Raw genomic sequence first — 23114 nt, 5'->3', positions numbered from 1 at the left:
TGGAGAATCTGGATCTTAATGATGTGAAACCGGGAAATTACCAGCTTGTCTGTTTTCCACTTAATATTGACAGTGATGATGCCGGGCTTGTAAGAGCGGTGTTGGTATGTAACGCAAGACTTGAGACTTGAGACTTGAGAAGGAAAATTTTAAAAATCAAGGAAAAAGGAAGATAGAAAAAATATTTACCATTTTATTGTCAACTATTTTCAGATTGTCAACTATTTTCAGGAAGACACTCTTATACTCTATACTTAATGATTTCTTTTCTAATTAAATTAATTAGTGTAATCCCAAATCAAATTAATCAGTGGTTTAACTTCTTGATACTCAGGACATAAATTCTGTTCGAACAACTACCAATATAAATTTATTTAATTTGTTGATATTTAATAGTTTATTTGTATTTTAGTACGCTTGACAACTAAAAACTTTTGTAATATATTTTCTTTCCGTTATTAAAATTAAATTAACTGAATATGAACTTAAATTAGGGCGATTGAATGACATATTCAAAGCACGATCTTTTTTCTGATTATGCAGAAAGCCAACTTTTATCATACCAGGAGGCGCCCAAAGTCCGCCTCAAAATGGTTGGCAGAAAAGAGTTCCTCGAATTCGAAGTAACAGGGAGTTATACGATAAAGGACGGTCTCGGTAATATACTTGTTGAAAACCTGGACTCCAATTTGCGATGGCGCGCCCAGGTGGATGCATTTACCCCACCTACTAACCAATATATTTTATTTGTCGTTGAAGTATTGACTAAAGTCGAAGCGAACAAAATTACAGATTCTTTGAAAAGGAAAGGTTATGATGCCTGGCATCGGCATTTTGGCTATCAAATTCATTTTAAAGATGGCAACGTATTTGAGAATTTTCGCTACCGTGTTTTTATTGGACCACTTCCAAATAAACAAGATGCCCGAGGAATTCAAACTAAATTATTGGGCAATTATCGAAGTCAAATTATTAAAGTCCCTTATCGCAAAGCCAGGGGCTTTTTAGAAATAGCAGATATCAAAATCAACAATTCTTTTCGCGGGGGTGGATATATCCGGTTGCAGCCTAATGAAGATGACTGCACAATTACCGTGTTAGGAATTTATAACAATGGGGAAAGTATGCCATATACTTTTCATCATAGCATTGAATTCCATATTGCAGATGACGGTAGGTTGTTTATGGTTGGTGAGCTTGATGTAGATGAATATGTACTGGGAGTTGTAACAGCAATTTATGATCCTGAATATCCCGAAGAGTTCTTGAAAGCATCGATTGTTGCATTCCATAGTATGGTTATTTCTAACCTGGGTATGATTCACATAAATGAACCATATGATTTTTGCCGGACTGAGCATTGTATGGAGTTTGAATGGCGAGAGTCAGTTGATTCCAAACTCAAAAAAATGTTGAAAGTAGTGAAGGGACAATTCTTATGGAAAGGCGATATTATCTGCGATGCTAGACAGCATCCACTTTGTGGTGGTCACACAGAGCATATAAATCTAATTATGAATCGTAATAAAGTACATGCGGTGTCAGGTCGATTCGATATAGAAGATAAAAATGACGAAGAATTGCCTAAGAATTTAAGCAACGAGAAAAAAGCAGAAAAATGGATTCGTTCAAGACCGAAAGTACTATGCAATTTTCGCGATAATAAAGTGGTTGGCGATTTTAAGCGTTATCGTTCTGGATTTCGTTGGACGGTAGAATATCCCCGCCAGCAAATTGAAGAATTGATCAAGCAAAAAACTGAAGAGTATATCGGTACAATTTTTGACATCATCCCGTTATTTAGAGGTGGATCCGGACGATTATTAGAAGTTGAAGTGCTGGGCAGCCATAAAAATATATTGCTGATGGGTGAGCAGGATATTCGTAATACATTGTCTGAAACGGTATTACCGAGCAGTTTTTTCCAAATAGAAGTTGAATTGGGCGTGGATGGTACACCTTCAAATTTTATATTTACTGGTGCCGGTCGAGGCCACGGAGTGGGAATGTGCCAAGCTGGTGCGATTGCTATTGCTCTGGGCGGTTACGATTTTATGAAAATCCTAAACCACTACTTCGGAAATGTAGAACTTGTATCGAAATACCCGGCTAGCACAATTGCAAGTCATTAGAAATTAACAACCGGTTTATTGACTGTTTAACTAAAATAGCGGACTAAAAATCATAGGAATACTAAATTAGCATGATAGATGAGTTTATAGCTTCAAATGAAGATTTAAAAGAGCGGGTAACTTTACTCAGGGGGTACCTTTGAGGTTGATCATTTAAAACAAAAAATATCCAGCCTGGAGCAAGAAACCCTGCAACAAGGTTTTTGGGATAACAGCCAAACTGCCCAGGGAATTCTTCAAAAAATCAGTCAAATGAAAGAGACTGTTGAAAAATTCTACCAAGTTGATGCCAAACGTAAAGATCTAGATGTATTTATCGAGTTAAACAAAGAAGGAGAGGATGGGGAGTTAATCCAAGAACTTGAAGAAAGTATTAGACTTTTGCAGCAGGAAGTTGCTGAAATGGAAGTTGAAAGCTTGCTCGGAGAGGAGGATGATCCGAAAGATGCGATTTTAACGATCCATCCGGGAGCAGGCGGTACGGAAGCCCAGGATTGGGCAGAAATGCTTCTTCGCATGTATTCACGCTGGTTGGAAAGAAAAAATTTTGATTTTCATATTATAGATAAACAAGATGGTGAAGAAGCAGGGATTAAAAGTGTTACTTTGGAAATAAAAGGGAAATTCGCATATGGTTATTTGAAAGCCGAAGCCGGGGTACATCGTTTGGTGCGGATTTCACCCTTTGATGCAAACAGCCGCCGCCATACGTCCTTTGCTTCGGTATTTGTTTTTCCTGAAGTTGAAGATGATGTGGAGATAGAGATAAATCCTAAGGATTTGCGCGTAGATACATATCGAGCCAGCGGCGCCGGAGGCCAGCATGTCAACAAAACGGATTCTGCCGTACGAATTACACATCTACCTTCAGGTATCGTGGCACAATGTCAGTCAGAACGTTCCCAGCATATGAATCGCGAAAATGCAATGAAGATATTGCGAGCACGGCTTTATCAGAAACTAAAGGAAGAAGAAGCGGAAAAACGATCTGAGATCGAAAAGAATAAAAAGAAAATTTCCTGGGGTAGTCAAATTCGGTCTTATATTTTTCAACCCTACAGTATGGTAAAAGATCATCGTACTAATGTGGAAACCGGCAATGTGCAGGCTGTTATGGATGGAGAATTGGACGATTTTATTAATGCCTTTCTATCCACTAAATAATCTTACCAAAGTGTTTATCAAACCGGAACTCTTTTGAATTGAATTGGAAGTAAATCGCCTTGTGATGTTGAAGTGGAGATTACGGTGAAAGTTCTAAGACCAACCGTTGCAGTCATTGATTTGGATGCTATTCGTTTTAATGTCAACCAGGTAAAAAGAAAAGTAGCACCAGCTGAAGTGATGGCAGTTGTAAAATCAAACGCATATGGACACGGAGACTATGAAGTAACACAAGCGGTTTTAGATTCAGGCGCATCTTGCTTGGGTGTGGCTTTGGTCGAAGAAGGGATTGCTTTACGAAAAAAAGGAATAATAGCGCCAATATTGGTTTTTGGTGGATTTTTCCCTGCAGATATCCCTTTATATGTAGAATACAATCTTCATTATACTTTAGATACAGAGAGAAATTTACAAGCATTACAGAAAATTACAGAAGAAAAGAATACATCTGCAAAAGTTCATATTAAAGTTGATACGGGAATGGGCCGTGTAGGCGTTCCAATAGCTCAAGCACTAGACTTTGTGAAAAATACTTCAAGGAATTCAAGAATTGAACTTGTTGGAATTTATACACATTTTGCTACATCAGATGAAAAGGATAAATCCTTTGCAAATCTGCAATTGCAGAGATTTATGGAATTAAACAAACACATTGAAAATGAAGGCATTCACATTCCATCTAAACATGCGGCAAATAGTGGAGCAATTCTGGATTTACCCAATTCATATCTAGATTTGGTCCGACCTGGAATTATGCTTTATGGTTACTATCCTTCACCGGAAACCAGTGAATCTATTCTTATCAAACCGGCTATGACGTTGAAATCGAAAGTGATTATGGTGAGAAATATCGATAGAGGAGTAAGTGTAAGTTATGGTAGGAAGTATATTGCCAGGCAGGAAACTTTTATTGCGACCATTCCTATTGGGTATGCAGATGGCTATAATCGACTTCTTTCCAATCGTGCCAAAGTAAAAATTCGAGATCAGGTTTACCCAGTTGTCGGCAGAGTTTGTATGGACCAAATATTAATAGATGTAGGTCCAAATTCAAAAATCGATATCGGTGACGATGTTATTCTCTTGGCGCCCAATGAAGGCGAAGATGTTCACATGAACAATTTCTGTAAGATTTTACAAACCATTCCTTATGAAGTGAGTTGCCGGATTTCCGAAAGAGTGCCACGAGTGTATGTCAATTAATTTTAAATATTACGAAGCGAAAAGTAAGACCAGGAGTAATCATTGCAGGTACCTGAGAATCTTGATGAACTAAAAAAAGTCCGTTTTACAAAGCTGGAAGAGATACGGAAAATGGAATTCGAACCGTACCCATACGAATTTGACCGTACTCACAATTCAAAAGAGATCATAAATCGTTTCGCCGAACTCGAAGACAAAATTGTAAGTGTATGTGGGCGGATTATGAGTTTACGGCGTATGGGCAAAGCTAGTTTTTTTCATATCGCGGACATGTCCGGACGTATTCAAATTTATATGAAACAAGATGGGGTTGGAGAGAATGTCTATGGGATGTTCCGGAAAATGGACATTGGTGATTTTGTCGGTGTTACTGGAAAAGTAGGTAAGACAAAAATGGGTGAGGTTTCCGTTTTTGCATCCGGGTTTGAGCTGTTGTCAAAAAGCTTGCGCCCTCTTCCAATCGTCAAAGAAAAAATGGAAGAAGATGAAAAAATTGTATTCGACAAATTTACAAATATAGACTTACGATATCGGCAACGCTATGTGGACCTGGTGGTCAATCCGGATGCAAGAGATGTTTTTATTACTCGCACAAAGGTTATAGATGCAATGAGGCATTTCTTAAATTCGAAAGGATTTTTAGAAGTAGAAACCCCGATTTTGCAGCCCATTTATGGCGGCGCATCGGCTCGCCCATTTGTAACACATCACAACACTTTAGATGTTGACTTGTACTTAAGGATTTCCAACGAGCTTTATTTAAAAAGGCTTATTGTTGGAGGTTTTGATGGCGTTTATGAAATCGGCAAGACATTTAGAAATGAGGGCATGGACCGCTTCCATAACCCGGAATTTACATCCATGGAACTTTATGTGGCCTATGAAGATTATTTATACATGATGGATTTAGTGGAAGCGATGATAACATTTATCGCACATGAAGCCACCGGTAGTACAAAAGTTCAGTTTCAAGGACAAGAAGTGGATTTATCCGTAAAGTGGAAACGGATTCGAATGTTAGATGCAATCGAAGAAAAAACCGGTTTTAAGTTATCCGGCAAAGATGATGCTGAAATACGGGCAATTGGCAAGAAGCTTCATATTGATGTGAATAAATTCCCGAATAAAGGCAAGATTATCGACGAAATATTTGGAGAATGCGTAGAACCGGATCTTGTCGATCCAACGTTTGTGATTGATTTTCCCATAGAAATATCACCCCTTGCCAAAAGGCATAGAGAGAATCCAAAATTGGTTGAAAGATTCGAGCCATATATTTTCGGCCGTGAAATCGGGAATGCATTCTCCGAATTAAACGATCCTATCGATCAGCGTGGCCGTTTTGAAGCGCAACAGTTGTTAAAGGAACAAGGCGACGATGAGGCCCAAGTTCTGGATGAAGACTATATTCGTGCATTGGAATATGGCATGCCGCCTACAACGGGGCTGGGTATCGGCATTGATCGATTGGTCATGATGTTAACGAATTCACCGTCTATTCGTGATGTGATTTTCTTTCCACAAATGCGTCCTGAGGAATAAATGAATTGTAAAACTTAAGGCTGAGATTGATCGAATGTCGTACGAATTTTTTATCGCGAGAAGATACTTTAAATCAAAACGTAAAACCGGCTTCATTTCACTAATTACTTATATTTCAATTGGTGGTGTAACTATTGGCGTTGCTGCCTTGATAATCGTTTTGTCAATTATGAATGGATTTGAAAATGAAGTTCGTGAGCGTTTCTTAGGGTTTGATGCCCATATTCGCTTGCAGGCTTTTCACAACCAGGGTATCAAAAATTATGAGAATTTGTTAGCTCAGGTTGAGAAAGTGGAACACGTTGTTGCTGCCGTTCCGTACATTACGGATAAGGCAATGATTAAAGTCGGGAAAAGTACAGAAGGTATTTTGATCAAAGGTACCGATCAAAATCGGATTGCTGATGTAACAGATCTTGTGGCTAACATTGTTTACGGTGATTTGGATTTGAGCGAGAAAGAAGTTGAGTATAGTAGAAAGCCTCTTCCTGGAATAATCTTGGGTAGACAATTGGCCGATCGTTTGGAGGCGTTTGAACTTGACCAAAAGATTATTGTGATGAGCCCAAAGGGAGTTAAGCTACCTTTTGCAATGCCCAGTGTTAAGGTGTTTCGACTTACCGGTCTTTTCGAAACCGGTATGTTTGAATTCGACAATGCGGTTGGCTTGGTTTCTATAGAAGCGGCTCAGAAGCTTACGAAAATGGGGGATCAAGTTCATGGAATAGAAATTAAATTGGATGACATGGATCAAGCCTCGGCTGTTTCGAAGAAGTTGGACAAAATTCTCGGTTATCCATACTATACCATAACCTGGTTTGAGATGCATCGCAATCTCTTCTCGTGGATGAAGTTAGAAAAACTGGCCATGTTTGTCATATTAAGTCTCATCATTATGGTTGCAGCTTTTAATATTGTTAGCAGTTTGATCATGATTGTCATGGAAAAAACCAAGGAGATCGGGATTTTAAAATCAATGGGCGCAACCACCAAAAGTGTGATGAAGATTTTTATGATCGAAGGATTGGTAATCGGTGTGGGTGGAACTTTGACGGGCGGAATTTTGGGATACCTGGTCTGCTGGTCGCAATTAAAATACGAATTTATTTCGCTGCCTTCGGATATTTATTTCATTAATTTTTTACCCATTCTAATGGAAACAACAGATTTTATATTTATCTCGGTAGCATCTATCGGTTTATGCTTTCTTGCGACGATATACCCTGCTTTGCGAGCCAGTAAATTAGATCCCGTATTAGCAATCAGGTACGAGTGATGGAAATAATTGTCAATGCTGTAAATATTCACAAGAACTTTATGCTGGGAAAGCGGGAAATCCCGGTATTAAAAGGAATCGATTTAAAAATCCACCGGGGTGAATTGTTAGTCATTGTGGGACCTTCGGGAGTAGGGAAAAGTACACTGCTCCATATTTTAGGGGCGTTAGATCGACCGTCATCCGGCCAGGTTTATATATCGGATACATTGATTTTTGAAAAGAGTGACAAGGAATTAGCCAATTTGCGGAATCGGACAGTAGGGTTTGTATTTCAGTTTCATCATTTGTTACCGGAATTTACAGCACTAGAAAACGTTGCAATGCCGGGTTTTATTGCCGGCCATTCTCGAAAATCCTGTTTGAAAAAAGCAGAATCTTTGCTGGCGGAATTTAATTTGCAGGATCGAATTGATCACAAACCAAGCGAACTATCAGGAGGTGAGCAGCAAAGAGTAGCCGTTGCTCGCGCGCTTATGAACGATCCCCATATTATTTTGGCCGATGAACCTTCCGGCAATCTTGACGTAAAATCTGGAGAATTATTGCATGATTTATTGCTTAAACTATCCACCGAGAAAAACCAAACAATTGTAGTGGCTACTCATAACCTGGAATTAAAAAAAAGGGCTCAACGGGTAGTAGAAATGTATGATGGTACCATTCATAGTGATTACAGAGTGAACTAATGCTTTGCCAAAGATGTTTTAAGAAACAAGCAAGCTTAAAAATTTCAAGGAATTATGAAGGAAAACAAATCGAATTAATGATTTGTAAAAGTTGTTCCAAAGGATATGGACTTGAAGTAACCATATCGAATTTACCTCATGTATTTACAGGAATCATCTCTAGTATATTAAAACATAAACAAGAAGAACCTAGTCTAGATGATGAAAAATCAAAAAGCCGGTGTTCAGCGTGTGGATATGATTGGCAAGATTTTCGTAAAACAGGATTACTTGGATGTGATTCATGCTATGAGTCATTCAAAGACAAGATTTTAGTATTGCAAAAAAAAGTTATCAAAAAAAGTCAATTAGATTCAAAACCATATATTTCAAATAGAACAGGTTTAAAGAAAAATGAAAAAGCCATTTTGAAAAGGGCTTTGGATAAAGCAGTGGATAGAGAGGAATACGAGAAGGCAGCAAAGATTAGAGACAGAATAAATCAACTTGAAAAAAAAATGATGAAAAAAACGGGTAAATTATTACAAAATTGATAATATTTAATATCTTGTTTGATTTATATTTGCATTGATTTTAAAATTAAGTTAATTTGATTACGGCAATTATTTATGAACTGAATCGATTATTATTCGATTAAGTCTTTATATTTAAAAAATGTTACGTATAGATGACATATTAGAAAAACCGGTTCCATGGCTGGAATGTACAGGGTTAAACACGGATGTGGTTATCTCCAGTCGTTTACGATTAGCCCGTAATTTGAAGCAATTCCCGTTTCCCAACAACTCGCAAGTTAAAGTACTTGATGATATCGTCAAAGAAGCCAGGCAAATTTTTCAATCTAATTCCGAATTTTTAGATTGGGAATTTAGTTCATTAGATCTATTTACTTACAGTGAAAAACAGGTATTATTGGAAAGGCGATTTATTAGTCCTGAATTTGCAAAAAAGACAAACCATGCTGCAATTTCGATAGATGAAAGTTGCAACTTCTCAATCATGATTAATGAAGAGGACCATTTTAGAATTCAGATTTTGGATAGTGGAATGGATCTGGAAGTGCTATGGCAAAGTCTGAATTTAGTTGAAGAACAATTAAATCAAAATATTTCATTCGCCTATGATTCACAATTCGGATATCTCGCTTCGAATCCACTCAACTCCGGCTCCGGACTACGTGTTTCTGTATTGTTGCACCTGCCGGCTCTTAAAATCACAGGTGGATTAGGGGCGATTATGAATAGAGCAATATTTTCAGGGATGATGGTGAATGGTTTTTATGGAAAAGGACAAGACGAAACAGGCTATATTTATCAGATTTACAATAATTTAGCCATAGGATGGAATGTCCCGGAACTGCTCCAAATCATTATCAAGATAGTTCGCCGAGTTGTCGATAAAGAACAAGAAGCCAGACAGAAATTACAGGAATATAGAAAAAGAATTGATGTGGAAGATAAAGTATTTCGGTCTTTGGGAATTTTAGAAAGGGCGAGAAAGTTAAGATCTCGGGAGTTTATGGAGCATTATTCAAATCTAAAATTAGGTACTTCATTAGATATTATAACAGAAATTGATTCTGATATTTTGCAAGAATTGCTCCTGTGGGTTCAGCCCGCCCACTTACAATATTATTTTGGTGACGAAATGTCATTAATGGAACAAGAGATATTTAGAGCGGAGATGGTACGTTCAAGATTAGGACTCTAATGTATCGGAATCTGGTTGCTGGAGACAGAATATGAAAAATAATTTTTCAAGTCGAGTTCAGATGGTCATTCAATTTGCTCGCGAAGAAGCAATGCGGCTTGGCCATGATTATATTGGTACCGAACACCTTCTCCTAGGCTTATTGCGTGAAGGAGAAGGAATCGCTGCCGAAATCTTAAAAAATATTGGGCTTGATCTTGAAGAGTTAAGAAGTGCAATTGAAGATACTGTACGATCTTCAGGGGATACAGCGACGATTGGAAATATTCCATTTACAAAACGGGCTGAAAAAGTCTTGAAAATGTCCTATATGGAGGCTGATCGATTTAAATCTGACATCATAGGTACTGAGCATTTGTTATTAGCCCTTTCGAAAGAACGGGATGGCGTTGCAGCTCAAATTTTGATGAGCTTTGGAGTAAACTACGATACGATTCGTCAAGAACTTGAAAATATTATTAAGGGAACACCTACAATGCATGAAGAAACGACAAAAAAATCGAAGACTCCCGCACTAGATCATTTTGGAAGAGATTTGACGGAGCTGGCACAAAAAGAAGTTTTGGATCCAATTATTGGAAGAGATGATGAGATCCAAAGAGTCGCCCAGATTTTGAGTAGAAGAAAGAAAAATAATCCAGTTTTGATTGGCGAGCCGGGTGTTGGCAAAACCGCCATTGCAGAAGGATTAGCGCTTCGAATTGTCAGTAAAAAAGTTCCTAGAGTTTTGCATAACAAACGTGTTGTAACACTCGACTTGGGAGCTATTGTCGCCGGAACAAAATATCGCGGCCAGTTTGAAGAAAGAATAAAAGCAGTCTTAACCGAATTGGAAAAATCTCGAGATACCATATTGTTTATTGATGAATTGCATACCATCGTAGGCGCCGGTGGCGCATCTGGATCCCTCGATGCTTCTAATATGTTTAAACCTGCATTGGCGCGAGGTGAATTACAGTGCATCGGTGCAACAACACTAGACGAATATCGTCAGTTTATCGAAAAGGATGGGGCGTTGGAACGAAGATTTCAGAAAATTATGATTGATCCCCCGAGCCTGATTGAGACAAATGAAATACTTAACGGTTTGAAAGAAAAATACGAAAAACATCATCGTGTCAAGTACACCAAAGAAGCCCTTGATTCCTGTGTCTTAATGGCAGATAGATATATCTCCGATCGATATTTACCTGATAAAGCCATAGATGTTCTGGATGAGAGCGGCTCCATGGTACACCTTGCGAATGTTGTCGTTCCGAAAGAGATCCTGGTCCTTGAAGATAAAATCAAAGATGTGCGAAAGCAAAAAGATGAAGTTATCAAAGATCAAGCATTTGAAAAAGCTGCTGAATTAAGAGACCTGGAAAAGAAACTAAATCAACAATTGGAAGCTGCCAAGCTTCGCTGGCAAGAAGCTGAGGACGAAATTGTCGGTACTGTTGATTTAGAGGATGTGGCAAAGGTCATCGCTATGATGACAGGTATCCCTGTCGCTCGTGTTGCGAAAACCGAATCTCAGCGTTTATTGGATATGGAAAATCAGTTAAAGCATAAGGTTGTTGGACAGGATGATGTACTACGAATGTTATCTAAAGCAATACAACGAACAAGAGCAGGTTTAAAAGATCCTCTCAGGCCAATCGGTTCATTTATGTTCCTCGGTCCTACGGGTGTAGGCAAAACTCATTTGGCTAAAGTTTTGGCAGAATATCTTTTTGAGGATGTTAACGCTTTAATTCGAATCGATATGTCTGAATTTATCGAGAAATTTTCAGTTTCCAGACTCACTGGCGCTCCTCCCGGATATGTGGGATATGAAGAGGGCGGTCAATTAACAGAGAAAGTACGCCGCCATCCATATTCAGTCGTTCTTTTTGATGAAATCGAAAAAGCCCATCCCGATGTCTATAATATTCTTCTGCAAATAATGGATGATGGCAAACTCACTGATGGACTTGGCCGGAAAGTAGATTTTCGCAATACAATTTTAATTATGACTTCAAATATTGGCGCCCGGGATATTAGTAAGGGAAGTAAAATTGGTTTTAGTAAGAAGGATGACAAAGCCGATTATTCTTTCATGAGCGACAAAGTTCTGGAAGAAGTAAAGAAATATTTTAATCCGGAATTTTTAAATCGCTTGGATGAAGTTGTGGTCTTCCATTCGTTAGACAAATCGAGTATGCTAAAAATTGTTGGCATTGAATTGGAAGAGGTTATGAAACGGATTGAAGATCGGAATATGGAAGTTTCATTGACCGATGGATCTAAGGAATTTCTCGTTGATAAAGGATTTGATCCGGTATATGGAGCACGTCCGTTAAAGAGAACCATCCAAAAATTTTTGGAAGATCCTTTTGCTGAAGAATTGTTGAAAGGAAAATTTCAAGACGGAAGCCATATTCAAGTTCGCAAGAAAGGGGATAGCTTGGAATTTTTAGAAATCGGACGTAAAGTAGTCGATGAGGACCCTAAAGGAGAAAAAATCGAAAAGGTTTAAGCTCCTGTCGTAGTTTTATTTGATTCAGTATTGAAAAATCCCGATTTTATAAATCGGGATTTTTTGTTTTTATTCTAGAATAAAGGTTAAACATGTTAAATCAATCAAAAGATTTAAACATCGTTCTGGACTATTCCAATGTTTTGGTGGATAATATTGGTCCAGAGCATGGCCTGGATAATTCAATTTTTGAAAATGAAGATCAGCTAAAGGGCATTCACAATAATTTGATTTTACAGCGTAAAAACGAACGGATGGCTTTCCTGGATTTGCCTTTCAATCAGAAAATTGTGTCGGATATTCTAACTTATGTTGAAAATAATATAGATCGATTTGATTACTATGTGCACTTGGGCATTGGCGGCTCTGCACTCGGACCTATTGCTTTGCAATCAGCCTTAAGTCACCAATATTATAATTTACTTGATTCGGAAGTACGGCAAGGACACCCGAAAATCATATTTTTGGATAATATCGATCCGGATACAACCAGTGAATTGCTGGATGTGATTGATGTGAGTAGAACCTTATTCTGTGTAGTTACTAAATCCGGGGGAACTGCTGAAACCTTGTCCAGTTTTTTGTTTTTTCTGGAGCGCGTGAAAGACAAAGTCGGATCAAATTATGCTGAGCACTTTGTCTATATTACCGATCCTGAAAAGGGATTCCTCAGGAATCATGTGAATATTGAGAATAATCCTTCATTTGAAATCCCTCCTTTGGTTGGTGGACGGTTTTCAGTGTTTACGCCGGTAGGACTTTTACCAGCAGCATTTGCGGGTATCGATATTGGTGCTTTACTCCAGGGTGCAGCTGCAATGGTAGATCGGTGCAAGGAGTCTTATTCAAACCCGGCTTTTTATTTTGGATTGATCAACTATCATTTCTACTTAAAAGGAAAAAGAACAGCGGTGATGATGCCATATTCTGACGGGCTTTATCGCATTGCCGATTGGTTTTGCCAGTTGTGGGCTGAAAGCTTAGGTAAAAGAAAAAATATTGATGGTGAGATCGTTGAGATTGGACCGCTACCTGTGAAGGCCTTGGGAGCGACGGATCAACATTCTCAAGTCCAACTTTACATGGAAGGTCCCAACGATAAAGTTTATATTTTCATGGAAGTCGGTAATCATGAGTCGACTGTTCAATTGAATTCTCCATTTTCTGATTCCAAAGATACCGAATATCTGAACGGAAAATCGATAAATCAATTAATCCATGCTGAGAAAAATGCTACAGAATTGGCATTGACAGAAAATTACAGACCGAACATGACCTTTAAGCTTCACTCTGTTAATCCATTCGTCGTTGGCCAGCTTTTGCAATGTCTGGAAATAGCTACAGTAGTTGCGGGTGAATTATTTCAAATCGATCCGTTTGATCAACCGGGTGTGGAGGCTGGTAAAATTGCAACCTATGCTCTTATGGGCAAACCCGGGTTTGAGGAAGAAAAGAACAGGATAAATCAAAAATTAATGGCTAAAACGAATTACTCAGTTTAAGCATTCCGATTCATTAGCCCCAAAGATTATGTCTCAAATCAATCTAAAGCAGGCACAAGACTATTGCCGTAAATTGGCACTTTCCCATTATGAGAATTTCACAGTTGGATCATTCTTACTGCCCCCGAAATTGCGTCAACATATTTACAATGTATATGCATATAGCCGAATTTCCGATGATTTAGCTGATGAACATGGCTCACCACGGGAACGCCTTAAAAATTTAGAAGATTGGGAAAAGAAATTGATTGCATGTTATAAAGGTGAAAATCACCATCCCGTTTTTGTAGCGCTTCGCCAAACAATCGATGAATTTTCCATTCCCGTCGAACCATTTCAAAATCTGCTTGTAGCCTTTAAACAAGACCAGGCCATCAAAAGATATGACACGTTTGACCAACTGCTTGGTTATTGTGAGAATTCGGCGAATCCCGTTGGCAGAATTTACCTATACCTATTCAAACTGGCATCATCGGAAAGATTTCACTACTCAGATCAAATTTGCACTGCTCTGCAATTGACTAATTTCTGGCAGGATGTAAGCATCGATTTTCAAAAAAAACGCATTTACATTCCTTTCGAAGATTTAACCAGGTTTAACTGCATTGAACAAGATCTCCAAACAAAATCGGCAAGTCCACAGGTGAAGGAATTAATCGCTTTCCAGGTGGATCGAACACAGCGAATGTTTAATGAAGGGAAAAACCTATTGAAATTAGTGTCGAATCGACCCAAATTTGAAATTGCACTATTTATCCGAGGCGGTGAATCGATTCTCCGGAAAATTCGTCAACAGGAGTATGATGTCTTGAATTCGCGGCCGGTGATAAATAAAATTCAAAAGTTTAATTTAATTTTGAAAACGTTGATATCTAAGGGATCAATACCTCAAATGGGAATAGAAGAGAAATCGAAAATTCAGCAGGAAATTGAGTTAATAAGGTGAGCCAATTGACTACAAATAAACAAGACCTATCCGAATTGACACTCGACAAAGCATACCTCTTCTGCCGTAATTTGACCAGAAACAATGCCAAAAATTTTTACTTAGCTTTTCAAATTTTACCCTGGATAAAAAGGCGATCGATCTACTCGATTTATGCGTTTTGCCGCTGTAGCGATGATTTAGTCGATGATCCTGCTATTAAAGACCGGGCTGGTTTATTAGAAAAATGGAAAGTTGATCTTGCAGCTTGCTATCGAGGAGAGATTAAAAATGATCCGATCTTTGTGGCTCTCTACGATACCGTTAAACGTTATTCTATCCCTAAAAAATATTTCCTGGAATTGATTGAAGGTATGGAAATGGATATTTCCGTCAATCGTTACGAGACTTTTGATGAATTATATGAATACGCCTATAAAGCGGCTTCCGTAGTGGGACTCATTTTGATTGAGATATTTGGTTACAAAAACTATATGACCCGGGAATATGCAAAAAATTTGGGCATTGCCATGCAGCTAACCAACATCATTCGTGATGTGAAAGAAGACGCCAAACGTGGCCGGATTTACCTGCCCAGGGAAGACATGAACCGGTTTGGTTATTCTGAGAAAGATTTGTTCGCAAATGAATACGGATCGAAATTTGTTCGGTTGATGGAATACCAGGTTGCACGAGCAGTCTTCTACTATCAGAAAGCAACCAGGTCGATTCCCCCGGAGGATCGCAACCTTCTTACATCCCCGGAAATCATGAAAAATATTTACTTCCATCTTTTGAATGAAATTGTAGGAAAGGGCTACAATATATTTCACAACCGAATACAATTCTCAAATCTCACCAAACTATTTATAGCAGTCAGAACCTGGTTCAGAATTCAACTTCAACAGCAATGAAAACTGTTCTGGTTTTGGGTTCCGGATTAGCTGGACTGACTACAGCTGTTCATCTTTCCGAAAAAGGATTCAAAGTCACAATCTTAGAAAAACGGCCATTTGCCGGTGGCAGAACCTATTCGTTCACCCGGGATTTTTGGCCGGAAAAGATTGATAATGGCCCGCATGTGATGTTAGGCTGTTATAGTGCCTTATTAGAATTACTGGATCTCGTCGGAAGCGTGCATTTGCTGGATCCCCAGTTAAAATTAAATATCCAATATTTATTTCCAGGTGCAAAATCCACGAGTTTATCTGCAAGTAGTTTACCGGCGCCATTCCATTTCCTTTCCGGATTGGTGCGTTTCTCTGCGTTTAATTGGCGGCAGAAGTGGAATTTAGCAAAGGCATTTTTTAAAATTGCGTTTATGTCAGAACATGATAGCCTGGATGAACTTACAGCAATTGAGTGGTTAAATAAAAATAGCCAGGATGAACATTCGGTACAATTATTCTGGCGGCCAATGGTCCTGGCAACATTGAATGAAGAACCGGAAAACGTGAGTTTTTTGCAACTCTTTCGGGTTTTGAAATTGGGATTTCTCAAAGGCAAAAATGCAAGCCGGATGATTTTAATTCCACGAGGTTTAACCGAGACCCTTATCGAGCCGTCAATTCATTGGCTGGAAAAGCGCAGTTGCAAATTACTATACAATCATAGGGTGGATGAAATCAAGTTTGAGGAAGAGTGTAATAAGATCACCGTCGAAACCAATAAAGGGCTTTTTAAGGAATTTGATTATTGGGTCAGTGCATTACCCTTTAATCAAATAATTCCCCTGTTAAAAAATTCGAAGATAAAATTAAAAAATGTCATAAAGATCGAAAGTTTTTTCGGCAATGCAATTCTTAACCTTCATTTTTGGTATCCGGAAAGGCTAATCTCGGAATCCTTTGCGAGTCTTCATGAAGTTCAATCGCAGTGGTTATTTGTCAATCAAAGGTGTCAAAATTTAATTCATCATACCCTGGTCATAAGCAGCGCCGATCAACTATTGGAGCAACAGTCAAAAGACCAGTTAAGCCGAATTTTGTTAGAAGAACTGAAGTTAATTTTCAGTGAGTTTGATCCGGATAAAATTAAAAAGTATTACCTGGTAGTGGAAAACAATGCCACCTTGGTTTGCAGTCCCAATGTTGAAAAACTGAGACCTAAACCAGGCGAAATTTTTGACAGGTTTTATATTGCAGGAGATTGGACCCAAACCGGTCTGCCGCCAACGATGGAAAGTGCGGTTAGGAGTGGTAAGATGGTGGCGGAGGAAATAGAGAAAAGGCTGTATGCAAATTTGCAGGGAATTGTGTAAAAATTGTGTTTTGAATCAACCAAATGTAATGCAAATCCTAAATTATAATTTTGAATTTCTAAACAAATCACAATAACGAATTTCGAAATGACGAAACGAAACCTGAATGATTTGAATATTTGATTTTTAGAGTTTCGATATTGTTTCGAATTTCGATATTTGGATTTAGTATTTAAGAGCACACCTTATCGCCAAAACTATACCCAAGTATTATTAGGAAGTTCTACTCCTTTTTATTCGTTGAAAACTCTTTTTGTAATTCCCTTACACTAATTGTCTTGATACTGGTTTTGAAATTCAATTTTAGGCCACAAAATGCATAAGTTGCCCTTAGCATAAATCCAGTTCTCGAATCCTGCACTTCGCTATTTTGGAAGGTTGCCCAGTGTGGTGATTCTTTGAGACGAATATTTCGTCCTACAGAAGCGATGAATCTGCGATTTTCCATTCTAGTAAATCCTGCCATACCCTGGGTAGGATCGGCAGGTATCCATTCATATCCAGGAAGATAAAATTCAGCCCATAGGTGATTTTTGAGTTTATCGTTTTCATCCAACCGAAAACCGGCAACCATCCGTGCCGGAATTTTACTTGCTCTACACAAAGCTACAAACAAATCCGAATATTGGCCACTATCGCCATAAAGTTTCTTTAATGCAATTTTAGCGCCCCTGCCGGTTTTTGGAAATCGAAATTTCATATTTTTATTGACCCATTGAAAGATCAATCTGGCTTTTCGGTACGGATTGTTTTCTTCTGCAATAATCTCTCTGGCTTTAAAATAGATTTCAGGCGTCAGTTCGATGAAAGGTTCGGATTTTGTATATAACAAAAAGAGGTTCTCAGTTTTATCGTATTCTCCAATATTCTCCTCATCAATAATAGCCACAAGTTCGGCGCTCTCAATTGTGAGTTTCCGTCGAATAACAATATTATCCTGATTGCCAAGTTGATTAGTCAAATTCCAATAAAATATTTTATTACCATTTTCAAAATCTGTAGTGATATCATTGGGCAGCGGCCCCTGGATTTCCAAATCTAAAATGGTTTGGTTAGGTCTTTTAATGATGCCGGAAGACCAAACATGCAGCTGTGGAGGGGACAGGGCTGGTATGCCTTTTTTTAGATGATTTCGTTTTAATTGATCTCCTTCAAATACCTTAATTATTGATATCCTCGTGATTAATTCTGCTTCTATGAGGATTGGCTTTAAGGCAACAATGGGTGGTGTCTCAGGCTCTTGAATTTCTTCTTGTTCAGATCTCACTAATGGAATTTGTTGTGTTTGCTGAGCACAGCCATAAGCTAAAATAAGTATTATTATTCTTATTGAAAGTTTCATTATTTTTCCCAAAAGGTTATGATTCAACTAATTATCGACAATGATTTTATTTTCTTCATAAGAATGAATAAGCAACAATTGAATTTGAGACAAAATTGGATCAAAAATCCTAAATCAGAATAGCTAATTTCTAAAATACTAGAATTTCAAACAGAGATGATTCGTTTAGTGAGTAACAGGAATAATGGTTAAAAATAAATGAAACTGGCAAGGCTTAAAAACGCTTGCATTTTGCTCAAAACCCTTTTAATTTTAGTGACGTTTTTTTGGCGGTTTAGCTCAGTTGGCTAGAGCAGCGGAATCATAATCCGCGTGTCCGGGGTTCGAGTCCCTGAACCGCCACTTATCATAAGCCCCTGAATGATTAGAATTTTCGGGGCTTTTTTGTTTTGAGATTGGCCGTTTAATTCGATGATTTTAGGCGAGGTGGCAATAAAGGAGATCAAAGATAATAGAAAAATTCTTCTAGGGTTATATCTGCCTGTCGGAAAACGTTTGCTATCGTTCCACGCGGTAAGTCTTTGGTGTGAATGGGGACTGTAACCTTTGGTTTCAATTCAATTGAATGAAGTGATCTGGCATGGCTGCTCGTTTGGTGGTGGATATAAAAGCCAGAGCGTTGGAGCGCTTAAAAACTCTAAGTTTTGAGTAGTTTAATGAATTCCTCAACAGTCGAGTCTGCTTGACGGAGAATACTTTTAAGTGTGCCTTTTTCAAATCTTTGTTGTGAAATGGTACGGTGACAATTTTTTTTGCTCTATCTGGATGTATATATGACCGGTGGCTGCCAGTTTGACGTTTAAATACAAATCCGGCTCTTTCCAAAGCACGGATTATTTTTTTGGGGTAATAGCGGGAAGCTGGTGGGTCATTTAGAATGAGACGGATAACCTCTGAACTCGAGGCTGCTCTTTTTTAAAGAAGTCTTGCGGGATCGGGAAATTCTCGGCTTTAAGCGTTTCAATATAGCACCTAATGGCATCTTTAGCCATAGAGATGACTTCGTCTAAAGTATCTCCTTCAGTAGTCAAACCGTCGAGTGCTGGCACACGAGCAAGATAGCCACCTTCTTCAGCTGGCTCGATAATAACAGTATATTCATATTGTGTCACGTGGATGAACTCCATTCTAAATGTTATGAGACTTATTTAATTTGAATATAACAAATTTTGATGGTTTCAGTCAAGAAATAAAGGGGATGATGGATTTTAGGGTAGGGGACAAGGATATTGCTCAAGAGGCTCCTGAAATGCCTCCTTTTTTGTTTGGGTAATACTTGTGTAATTTTAACATATTCATACTAATGATGTTAAACCCTTTAGCAAAAAAACTTGACAAACTTAATTTTAGTTTGTATAGGTAGAATCAATTTAATGGAGCTATTTTGAATTTAGAACACCTAAAAAAGAAATGTAACATTGCATTCAAGTTTGCCGAAAAACAGCTGCGCAACTTGATTGGAAAACATCCTGGCTTTTTCCCCATGTATACAATGAACGGGAAATGGAAACATGATTCTGAAACCTGGACGAATTGGTGCGAGGGATTTTTGGGTGGACAACTGTGGATTTTATTTCAGAATAATCAAGATCATTGGTGGTTTGAGCAAGCAGAGCGCTATTCACGATTAATCGAGAATCGAAAAACCGACCGTGATGTGCATGACCTGGGATTCCTCTTTCATTCCACCTGGAAACGCTGGTACGACTTAACAGGCGATGAAAAAATCAACCAGGTTGTAATAGAAGCAGGACGCACTCTGGCACTGAGATTTCAGGAAAAAGGGCAATATCTCTGTTCTTTTATTGCACCCAACAGTCTTTTTATCGACATTATGATGAATGTTGGAATTATTTTCTATGCTGCCCAACAAACCAACGATGAAAAATTGTACAAAATTGCTAATCAACATAGCTTAACTACATTAAAACGTTTAGTTAGAAATGATGGCAGCGCCGCCCACGAAGGGATATTCGATACTGAAAACGGAGAGTTCTTGAAGCAAAGTACGCACCAGGGATGGCGAAGTGATTCTTCCTGGGCCAGGGGCCTGGCCTGGGCGCTCTATGGATTTGGTACTGTGTATACCTTTACTAAAGAGGATAGATATTTAAAAGCATCTGAAGCCTGCGCAAATTTTTATATCCATCGAACTCCAAAGCACGGCATCCCACCCAATGACTGGGATGAACCTGGTCCTGTAACGAAATATGAGAGTTCTGCTGCTGCAATTGCCGCCAGCGGAATGTGGAACCTGGCAACTCTAACACGTGATCCCAATCAAAAAAAATTGTATCGTGACTATTCCTTGAAAATAATTGATACTCTTACAAATTCTGAATTTTTAGCTTTTGAGACGGCAGGTTGGGAGGGTATATTAAAACATGGCATCTATCATCAAAAAAAGGGGTTGGGGGTCGATGAAAGCGTTATGTGGGGCGACTATTTCTTTATTGAAGCAGTTTCTAAGGTAATAAATGAAATATAGGAAATAGTAACTATTCAGCTATTGTCCCGACTCTTCGGGATGTTGGCTTTTGGCCATTGTTCATAAATTGGTTGCACTCAATGAGAGATTTTAGAACTCTGAATATTTGGAAAGGTGGGATTGCGATCGTTAAGCAAGTTTACCGATTGGCGGCATTCCTTCCTGCTGAAGAAAAATATGGCTTAAGAAGTCAGATTTGTCGTTCTGCTATATCGATACCTTCAAACATTGCCGAGGGTTGCAGTCGAGAACAAAAGATGATAAATTACCTAATCAGCAAGCTCAAAGTCAAAGGCTGAAAGCCAACAGCTAATAGCTAACAGCTATATAAAAATTATGAAATCAATTGTTACATTTGGCGAAATCATGATGCGATTATCCCCGCTCGATCTGGGGTGATTTTAATCTTGTGAGTGTTGCGGAGGTAGAAAAATTAATGTATGGTGATGCATCGGGGCGAGTGAGTCGTTGATCTTAATAATAAATTAAATAGGATAGAGAACTATGGCAGCATTTGACAGATTAACAGTTTTGAATACAATAATAAGTAAAAGAAAGTGTGCAATCATGGATTGATGCGGGTGCTGTTTGTGTCGGGATGGGCAGTAGACTCATAAAAAATGATTTTGTACAAAGCAAAAATTATAAAGCCATTGCATCACAAGTAAAAGAGGTGCTGGAATGGATTGCTGAAATCAGAGAAAAATGAAATACAGGAAAATAGCTTCTCTAAAAACCGCGACAGACTTTAAGGAGTACCTTTCAGAATTGGGGATTGAACTGCCATTTGATGAGAGTTTGCAAGATGGCCCAAAAGCTCCATTAGCCCAATCGGTAACATTATCAAATGGCTTCAAGATCGGAAACCGTTTCGCTATTTTGCCTATGGAAGGTTGGGATGGGACACCTGATGGTTGCCCATCAGAAACCACGAAGAGAAGATGGCGTCGTTTTGGGATGAGTGGTGCTAAATTGATTTGGGGTGGGGAAGCAGTTGCCGTACGCCATGACGGCCGGGCAAATCCAAATCAGCTGATGATTTATGAAAACAATCTTAAAGATATTGCCGATTTACGCCAGAACCTGGTCGATGAGCACAGACAGCATATAGGGGCTACCGAAAATCTGTTTATTGGGTTGCAGTTAACCCATTCCGGTCGATTTGCGAAACCAAATCTTAAAGACAGACTGGAACCGAAGATTCTTTATAATCATTCTGTTTTAAATCGGAAATTTGGATTACAGGATCAGGAACCCGTATTGAGTGATAACGAAATCAAACAACTCATTGATGATTTTGTTCAAGCAGCTGTATTGGCTCAAAAGGCTGGATTCAATTTTGTGGATATCAAACACTGCCATGGATATTTAGGTCATGAATTTCTTAGCGCCATGGATCGAAAAGGTCCCTTTGGCGGGAGTTTTGAGAATCGAACCAGATTCCTGCGTGAGATTGTCTCCGGAATTAGAACTGAAGCTCCGGGTCTTGAAATCGGTGTCCGTTTAAGTGCCTTTGATTGGATTCCGTTTAGAGCAGGCGCTGAAAATGTCGGTGAGCCTGAGCCTGTTCCAAAGGAGAGTTACTGTTATGCTTTCGGGGGAGACAAATCAGGCGTTGGGATAGACTTAACGGAGCCACGAAAATTTCTGCAGCTGTTATGTTCTTTAGAAATCCAGTTGGTTTGCATTTCAGCAGGCAGCCCGTATTATAATCCCCATATTCAGAGACCAGCTTTTTTTCCACCGTCTGACGGATATTTTCCTCCTGAAGATCCTTTAGTCGGTGTTGCAAGACAAATTCAAGTCACGGCAGAATTAAAAAGTGAGTTTCCGGATTTGGTTATCGTAGGATCGGGATATAGTTATTTGCAGGAATGGCTGCCCAACGTAGCACAAAATGTTGTTCGATATGCCAAAGCGGATTTTGTTGGTATCGGAAGGATGGTTCTGACATATCCTGAAATTGTTCAAGATATTCTAGCTGGAAATTTCCTGCAAAGAAAGCGAATTTGCCGTACATTTAGTGATTGCACGACCGCGCCACGTAATGGCATTGTATCAGGTTGTTTTCCACTGGATGAATACTATAAAAAGAAGCCTGAAGCGGAGGAATTAAAGAAGTTTAAAAGTCTGTTGGATTAAATGTAATAGTTGATTTGTCGGTCTATGCATAATGTATATAAAAGACAGGAGGATAGAGATTAGAGACTAGGATGTTCCTCTGTGCCTTTCTTTTTCATTCGTCCCTGCGGGACTTCGCCTTATTTTTTTCATTCTATACCAGGAATAAATTTCTGGTCTATTTTCGTTTCTCCTGTTCCCCGTTATTGTTTTTTCCGTCTGACGTTTCTAAATGCGCCATCCTGGTTTTTATGCCGTTC

General features: G+C 38.7%; 20 protein-coding genes, 1 tRNA gene and 1 pseudogene. 18 read left to right on the top strand and 4 right to left on the bottom strand.

Annotated features, from left to right (window positions below):
* Window positions 1-503 precede the first annotated feature (503 nt).
* From IIC38_13430 to IIC38_13370, 13 genes are all read left to right on the top strand, one after another.
* Complete coding sequence (locus IIC38_13430; protein MCH8126943.1) at window positions 504-2132, top strand: SpoIID/LytB domain-containing protein; 1629 nt, start codon at window positions 504-506, stop codon at window positions 2130-2132.
* A gap of 71 nt (window positions 2133-2203) precedes the next feature.
* A protein-coding gene (gene prfB, locus IIC38_13425; GenBank protein MCH8126942.1) for a peptide chain release factor 2 occupies window positions 2204-3296 on the top strand; the annotation gives its coding sequence in 2 pieces (ribosomal slippage) (window positions 2204-2272 and window positions 2274-3296; 1092 coding nt in all).
* Between the two features lie 84 nt (window positions 3297-3380).
* A complete protein-coding gene (alr, locus tag IIC38_13420; GenBank protein ID MCH8126941.1) occupies window positions 3381-4499 on the top strand; it encodes an alanine racemase in 1119 nt (372 codons plus the stop codon).
* A gap of 111 nt (window positions 4500-4610) precedes the next feature.
* Complete coding sequence (gene lysS, locus IIC38_13415) at window positions 4611-6041, top strand: lysine--tRNA ligase (GenBank protein MCH8126940.1); 1431 nt, start codon at window positions 4611-4613, stop codon at window positions 6039-6041.
* A 34-nt stretch (window positions 6042-6075) separates the two neighbouring features.
* Window positions 6076-7317, top strand: a complete 1242-nt coding sequence (locus IIC38_13410) for a lipoprotein-releasing ABC transporter permease subunit (protein MCH8126939.1) — start codon at window positions 6076-6078, stop codon at window positions 7315-7317.
* Entirely contained in the window at window positions 7317-8006 is a 690-nt protein-coding gene (locus IIC38_13405) for an ABC transporter ATP-binding protein (protein ID MCH8126938.1), read from the top strand. The genes IIC38_13410 and IIC38_13405 overlap by 1 nt, the downstream gene beginning before the upstream one ends.
* On the top strand, window positions 8006-8539 hold the full coding sequence (locus IIC38_13400) for a UvrB/UvrC motif-containing protein (GenBank protein MCH8126937.1): 534 nt from the start codon (window positions 8006-8008) through the stop codon (window positions 8537-8539). The genes IIC38_13405 and IIC38_13400 overlap by 1 nt, the downstream gene beginning before the upstream one ends.
* A gap of 121 nt (window positions 8540-8660) precedes the next feature.
* The gene (locus IIC38_13395; protein MCH8126936.1) at window positions 8661-9716 is read left to right on the top strand and encodes a hypothetical protein; all 1056 of its coding nucleotides are present in this window, start codon (window positions 8661-8663) and stop codon (window positions 9714-9716) included.
* A 31-nt stretch (window positions 9717-9747) separates the two neighbouring features.
* Window positions 9748-12216: an ATP-dependent Clp protease ATP-binding subunit gene (locus tag IIC38_13390; GenBank protein MCH8126935.1), complete on the top strand. Its 2469-nt coding sequence runs from the start codon at window positions 9748-9750 to the stop codon at window positions 12214-12216.
* A 92-nt stretch (window positions 12217-12308) separates the two neighbouring features.
* Window positions 12309-13718: a glucose-6-phosphate isomerase gene (locus IIC38_13385; GenBank protein ID MCH8126934.1), complete on the top strand. Its 1410-nt coding sequence runs from the start codon at window positions 12309-12311 to the stop codon at window positions 13716-13718.
* Between the two features lie 28 nt (window positions 13719-13746).
* Entirely contained in the window at window positions 13747-14664 is a 918-nt protein-coding gene (gene hpnC / locus IIC38_13380; protein MCH8126933.1) for a squalene synthase HpnC, read from the top strand.
* A 5-nt stretch (window positions 14665-14669) separates the two neighbouring features.
* Window positions 14670-15557 (top strand): squalene/phytoene synthase family protein, encoded by an 888-nt coding sequence (locus tag IIC38_13375; protein ID MCH8126932.1) that lies wholly within the window; start codon window positions 14670-14672, stop codon window positions 15555-15557.
* Window positions 15554-16903 (top strand): FAD-dependent oxidoreductase, encoded by a 1350-nt coding sequence (locus IIC38_13370; GenBank protein ID MCH8126931.1) that lies wholly within the window; start codon window positions 15554-15556, stop codon window positions 16901-16903. Before IIC38_13375 ends, IIC38_13370 begins: the two co-directional genes overlap by 4 nt.
* 223 nt (window positions 16904-17126) lie before the next feature.
* On the opposite strand, the gene IIC38_13365 is transcribed toward IIC38_13370, so the two are convergent.
* A complete protein-coding gene (locus tag IIC38_13365; GenBank protein ID MCH8126930.1) occupies window positions 17127-18245 on the bottom strand; it encodes a transglutaminase domain-containing protein in 1119 nt (372 codons plus the stop codon).
* Window positions 18246-18513: 268 nt separating this feature from the next.
* Between IIC38_13365 and IIC38_13360 the strand changes: the two genes are divergently transcribed.
* Window positions 18514-18587, top strand: a tRNA-Met gene (locus tag IIC38_13360).
* Between the two features lie 100 nt (window positions 18588-18687).
* Here the strand turns inward: IIC38_13360 and IIC38_13355 are convergent.
* The 3 genes and pseudogenes from IIC38_13355 to IIC38_13345 all read right to left on the bottom strand — a co-directional run bounded on the left by IIC38_13355 (window position 18688) and on the right by IIC38_13345 (window position 19372).
* Window positions 18688-18849, bottom strand: coding sequence for a type II toxin-antitoxin system HicA family toxin (locus tag IIC38_13355; GenBank protein MCH8126929.1), 162 nt, complete (start codon window positions 18847-18849; stop codon window positions 18688-18690).
* 33 nt (window positions 18850-18882) lie between these two features.
* A pseudogene (locus IIC38_13350) lies at window positions 18883-19124 on the bottom strand (type II toxin-antitoxin system HicA family toxin).
* Window positions 19118-19372: a type II toxin-antitoxin system HicB family antitoxin gene (locus IIC38_13345; protein ID MCH8126928.1), complete on the bottom strand. Its 255-nt coding sequence runs from the start codon at window positions 19370-19372 to the stop codon at window positions 19118-19120. Before IIC38_13345 ends, IIC38_13350 begins: the two are co-directional and overlap by 7 nt.
* Before the next feature lie 254 nt (window positions 19373-19626).
* On the opposite strand from IIC38_13345, the gene IIC38_13340 reads away from it, so the two are divergent.
* The 4 genes from IIC38_13340 (at window position 19627) to IIC38_13325 (ending at window position 22875) form a co-directional block, all read left to right on the top strand.
* A complete protein-coding gene (locus IIC38_13340; GenBank protein ID MCH8126927.1) occupies window positions 19627-20733 on the top strand; it encodes a glycoside hydrolase family 88 protein in 1107 nt (368 codons plus the stop codon).
* A gap of 80 nt (window positions 20734-20813) precedes the next feature.
* Window positions 20814-21032, top strand: a complete 219-nt coding sequence (locus IIC38_13335; protein ID MCH8126926.1) for a four helix bundle protein — start codon at window positions 20814-20816, stop codon at window positions 21030-21032.
* A gap of 260 nt (window positions 21033-21292) precedes the next feature.
* Window positions 21293-21442, top strand: a complete 150-nt coding sequence (locus tag IIC38_13330; GenBank protein MCH8126925.1) for a hypothetical protein — start codon at window positions 21293-21295, stop codon at window positions 21440-21442.
* Window positions 21439-22875, top strand: coding sequence for an NADH:flavin oxidoreductase (locus IIC38_13325; GenBank protein ID MCH8126924.1), 1437 nt, complete (start codon window positions 21439-21441; stop codon window positions 22873-22875). Before IIC38_13330 ends, IIC38_13325 begins: the two co-directional genes overlap by 4 nt.
* Window positions 22876-23114 lie beyond the last annotated feature (239 nt).

This window comes from candidate division KSB1 bacterium, assembly GCA_022566355.1.
GTDB lineage: Bacteria > Zhuqueibacterota > JdFR-76 > JdFR-76 > DREG01 > JADFJB01.
The sequence above is the reverse complement of the archived record's forward strand: the minus strand, read 5'-3'. Positions and strand labels throughout refer to the sequence as shown.

Coding starts and splice junctions, on each gene's coding strand:
- IIC38_13430 (MCH8126943.1), top strand. CDS start 504: ATGACATATTCAAAGCACGATCTTTTTTCTGATTATGCAGAAAGCCAA.
- lysS (MCH8126940.1), top strand. CDS start 4,611: ATGGAATTCGAACCGTACCCATACGAATTTGACCGTACTCACAATTCA.
- IIC38_13410 (MCH8126939.1), top strand. CDS start 6,076: ATGTCGTACGAATTTTTTATCGCGAGAAGATACTTTAAATCAAAACGT.
- IIC38_13405 (MCH8126938.1), top strand. CDS start 7,317: ATGGAAATAATTGTCAATGCTGTAAATATTCACAAGAACTTTATGCTG.
- IIC38_13400 (MCH8126937.1), top strand. CDS start 8,006: ATGCTTTGCCAAAGATGTTTTAAGAAACAAGCAAGCTTAAAAATTTCA.
- IIC38_13395 (MCH8126936.1), top strand. CDS start 8,661: ATGTTACGTATAGATGACATATTAGAAAAACCGGTTCCATGGCTGGAA.
- IIC38_13390 (MCH8126935.1), top strand. CDS start 9,748: ATGAAAAATAATTTTTCAAGTCGAGTTCAGATGGTCATTCAATTTGCT.
- IIC38_13385 (MCH8126934.1), top strand. CDS start 12,309: ATGTTAAATCAATCAAAAGATTTAAACATCGTTCTGGACTATTCCAAT.
- hpnC (MCH8126933.1), top strand. CDS start 13,747: ATGTCTCAAATCAATCTAAAGCAGGCACAAGACTATTGCCGTAAATTG.
- IIC38_13370 (MCH8126931.1), top strand. CDS start 15,554: ATGAAAACTGTTCTGGTTTTGGGTTCCGGATTAGCTGGACTGACTACA.
- IIC38_13365 (MCH8126930.1), bottom strand. CDS start 18,245: ATGAAACTTTCAATAAGAATAATAATACTTATTTTAGCTTATGGCTGT.
- IIC38_13345 (MCH8126928.1), bottom strand. CDS start 19,372: ATGGAGTTCATCCACGTGACACAATATGAATATACTGTTATTATCGAG.
- IIC38_13335 (MCH8126926.1), top strand. CDS start 20,814: ATGAGAGATTTTAGAACTCTGAATATTTGGAAAGGTGGGATTGCGATC.
- IIC38_13325 (MCH8126924.1), top strand. CDS start 21,439: ATGAAATACAGGAAAATAGCTTCTCTAAAAACCGCGACAGACTTTAAG.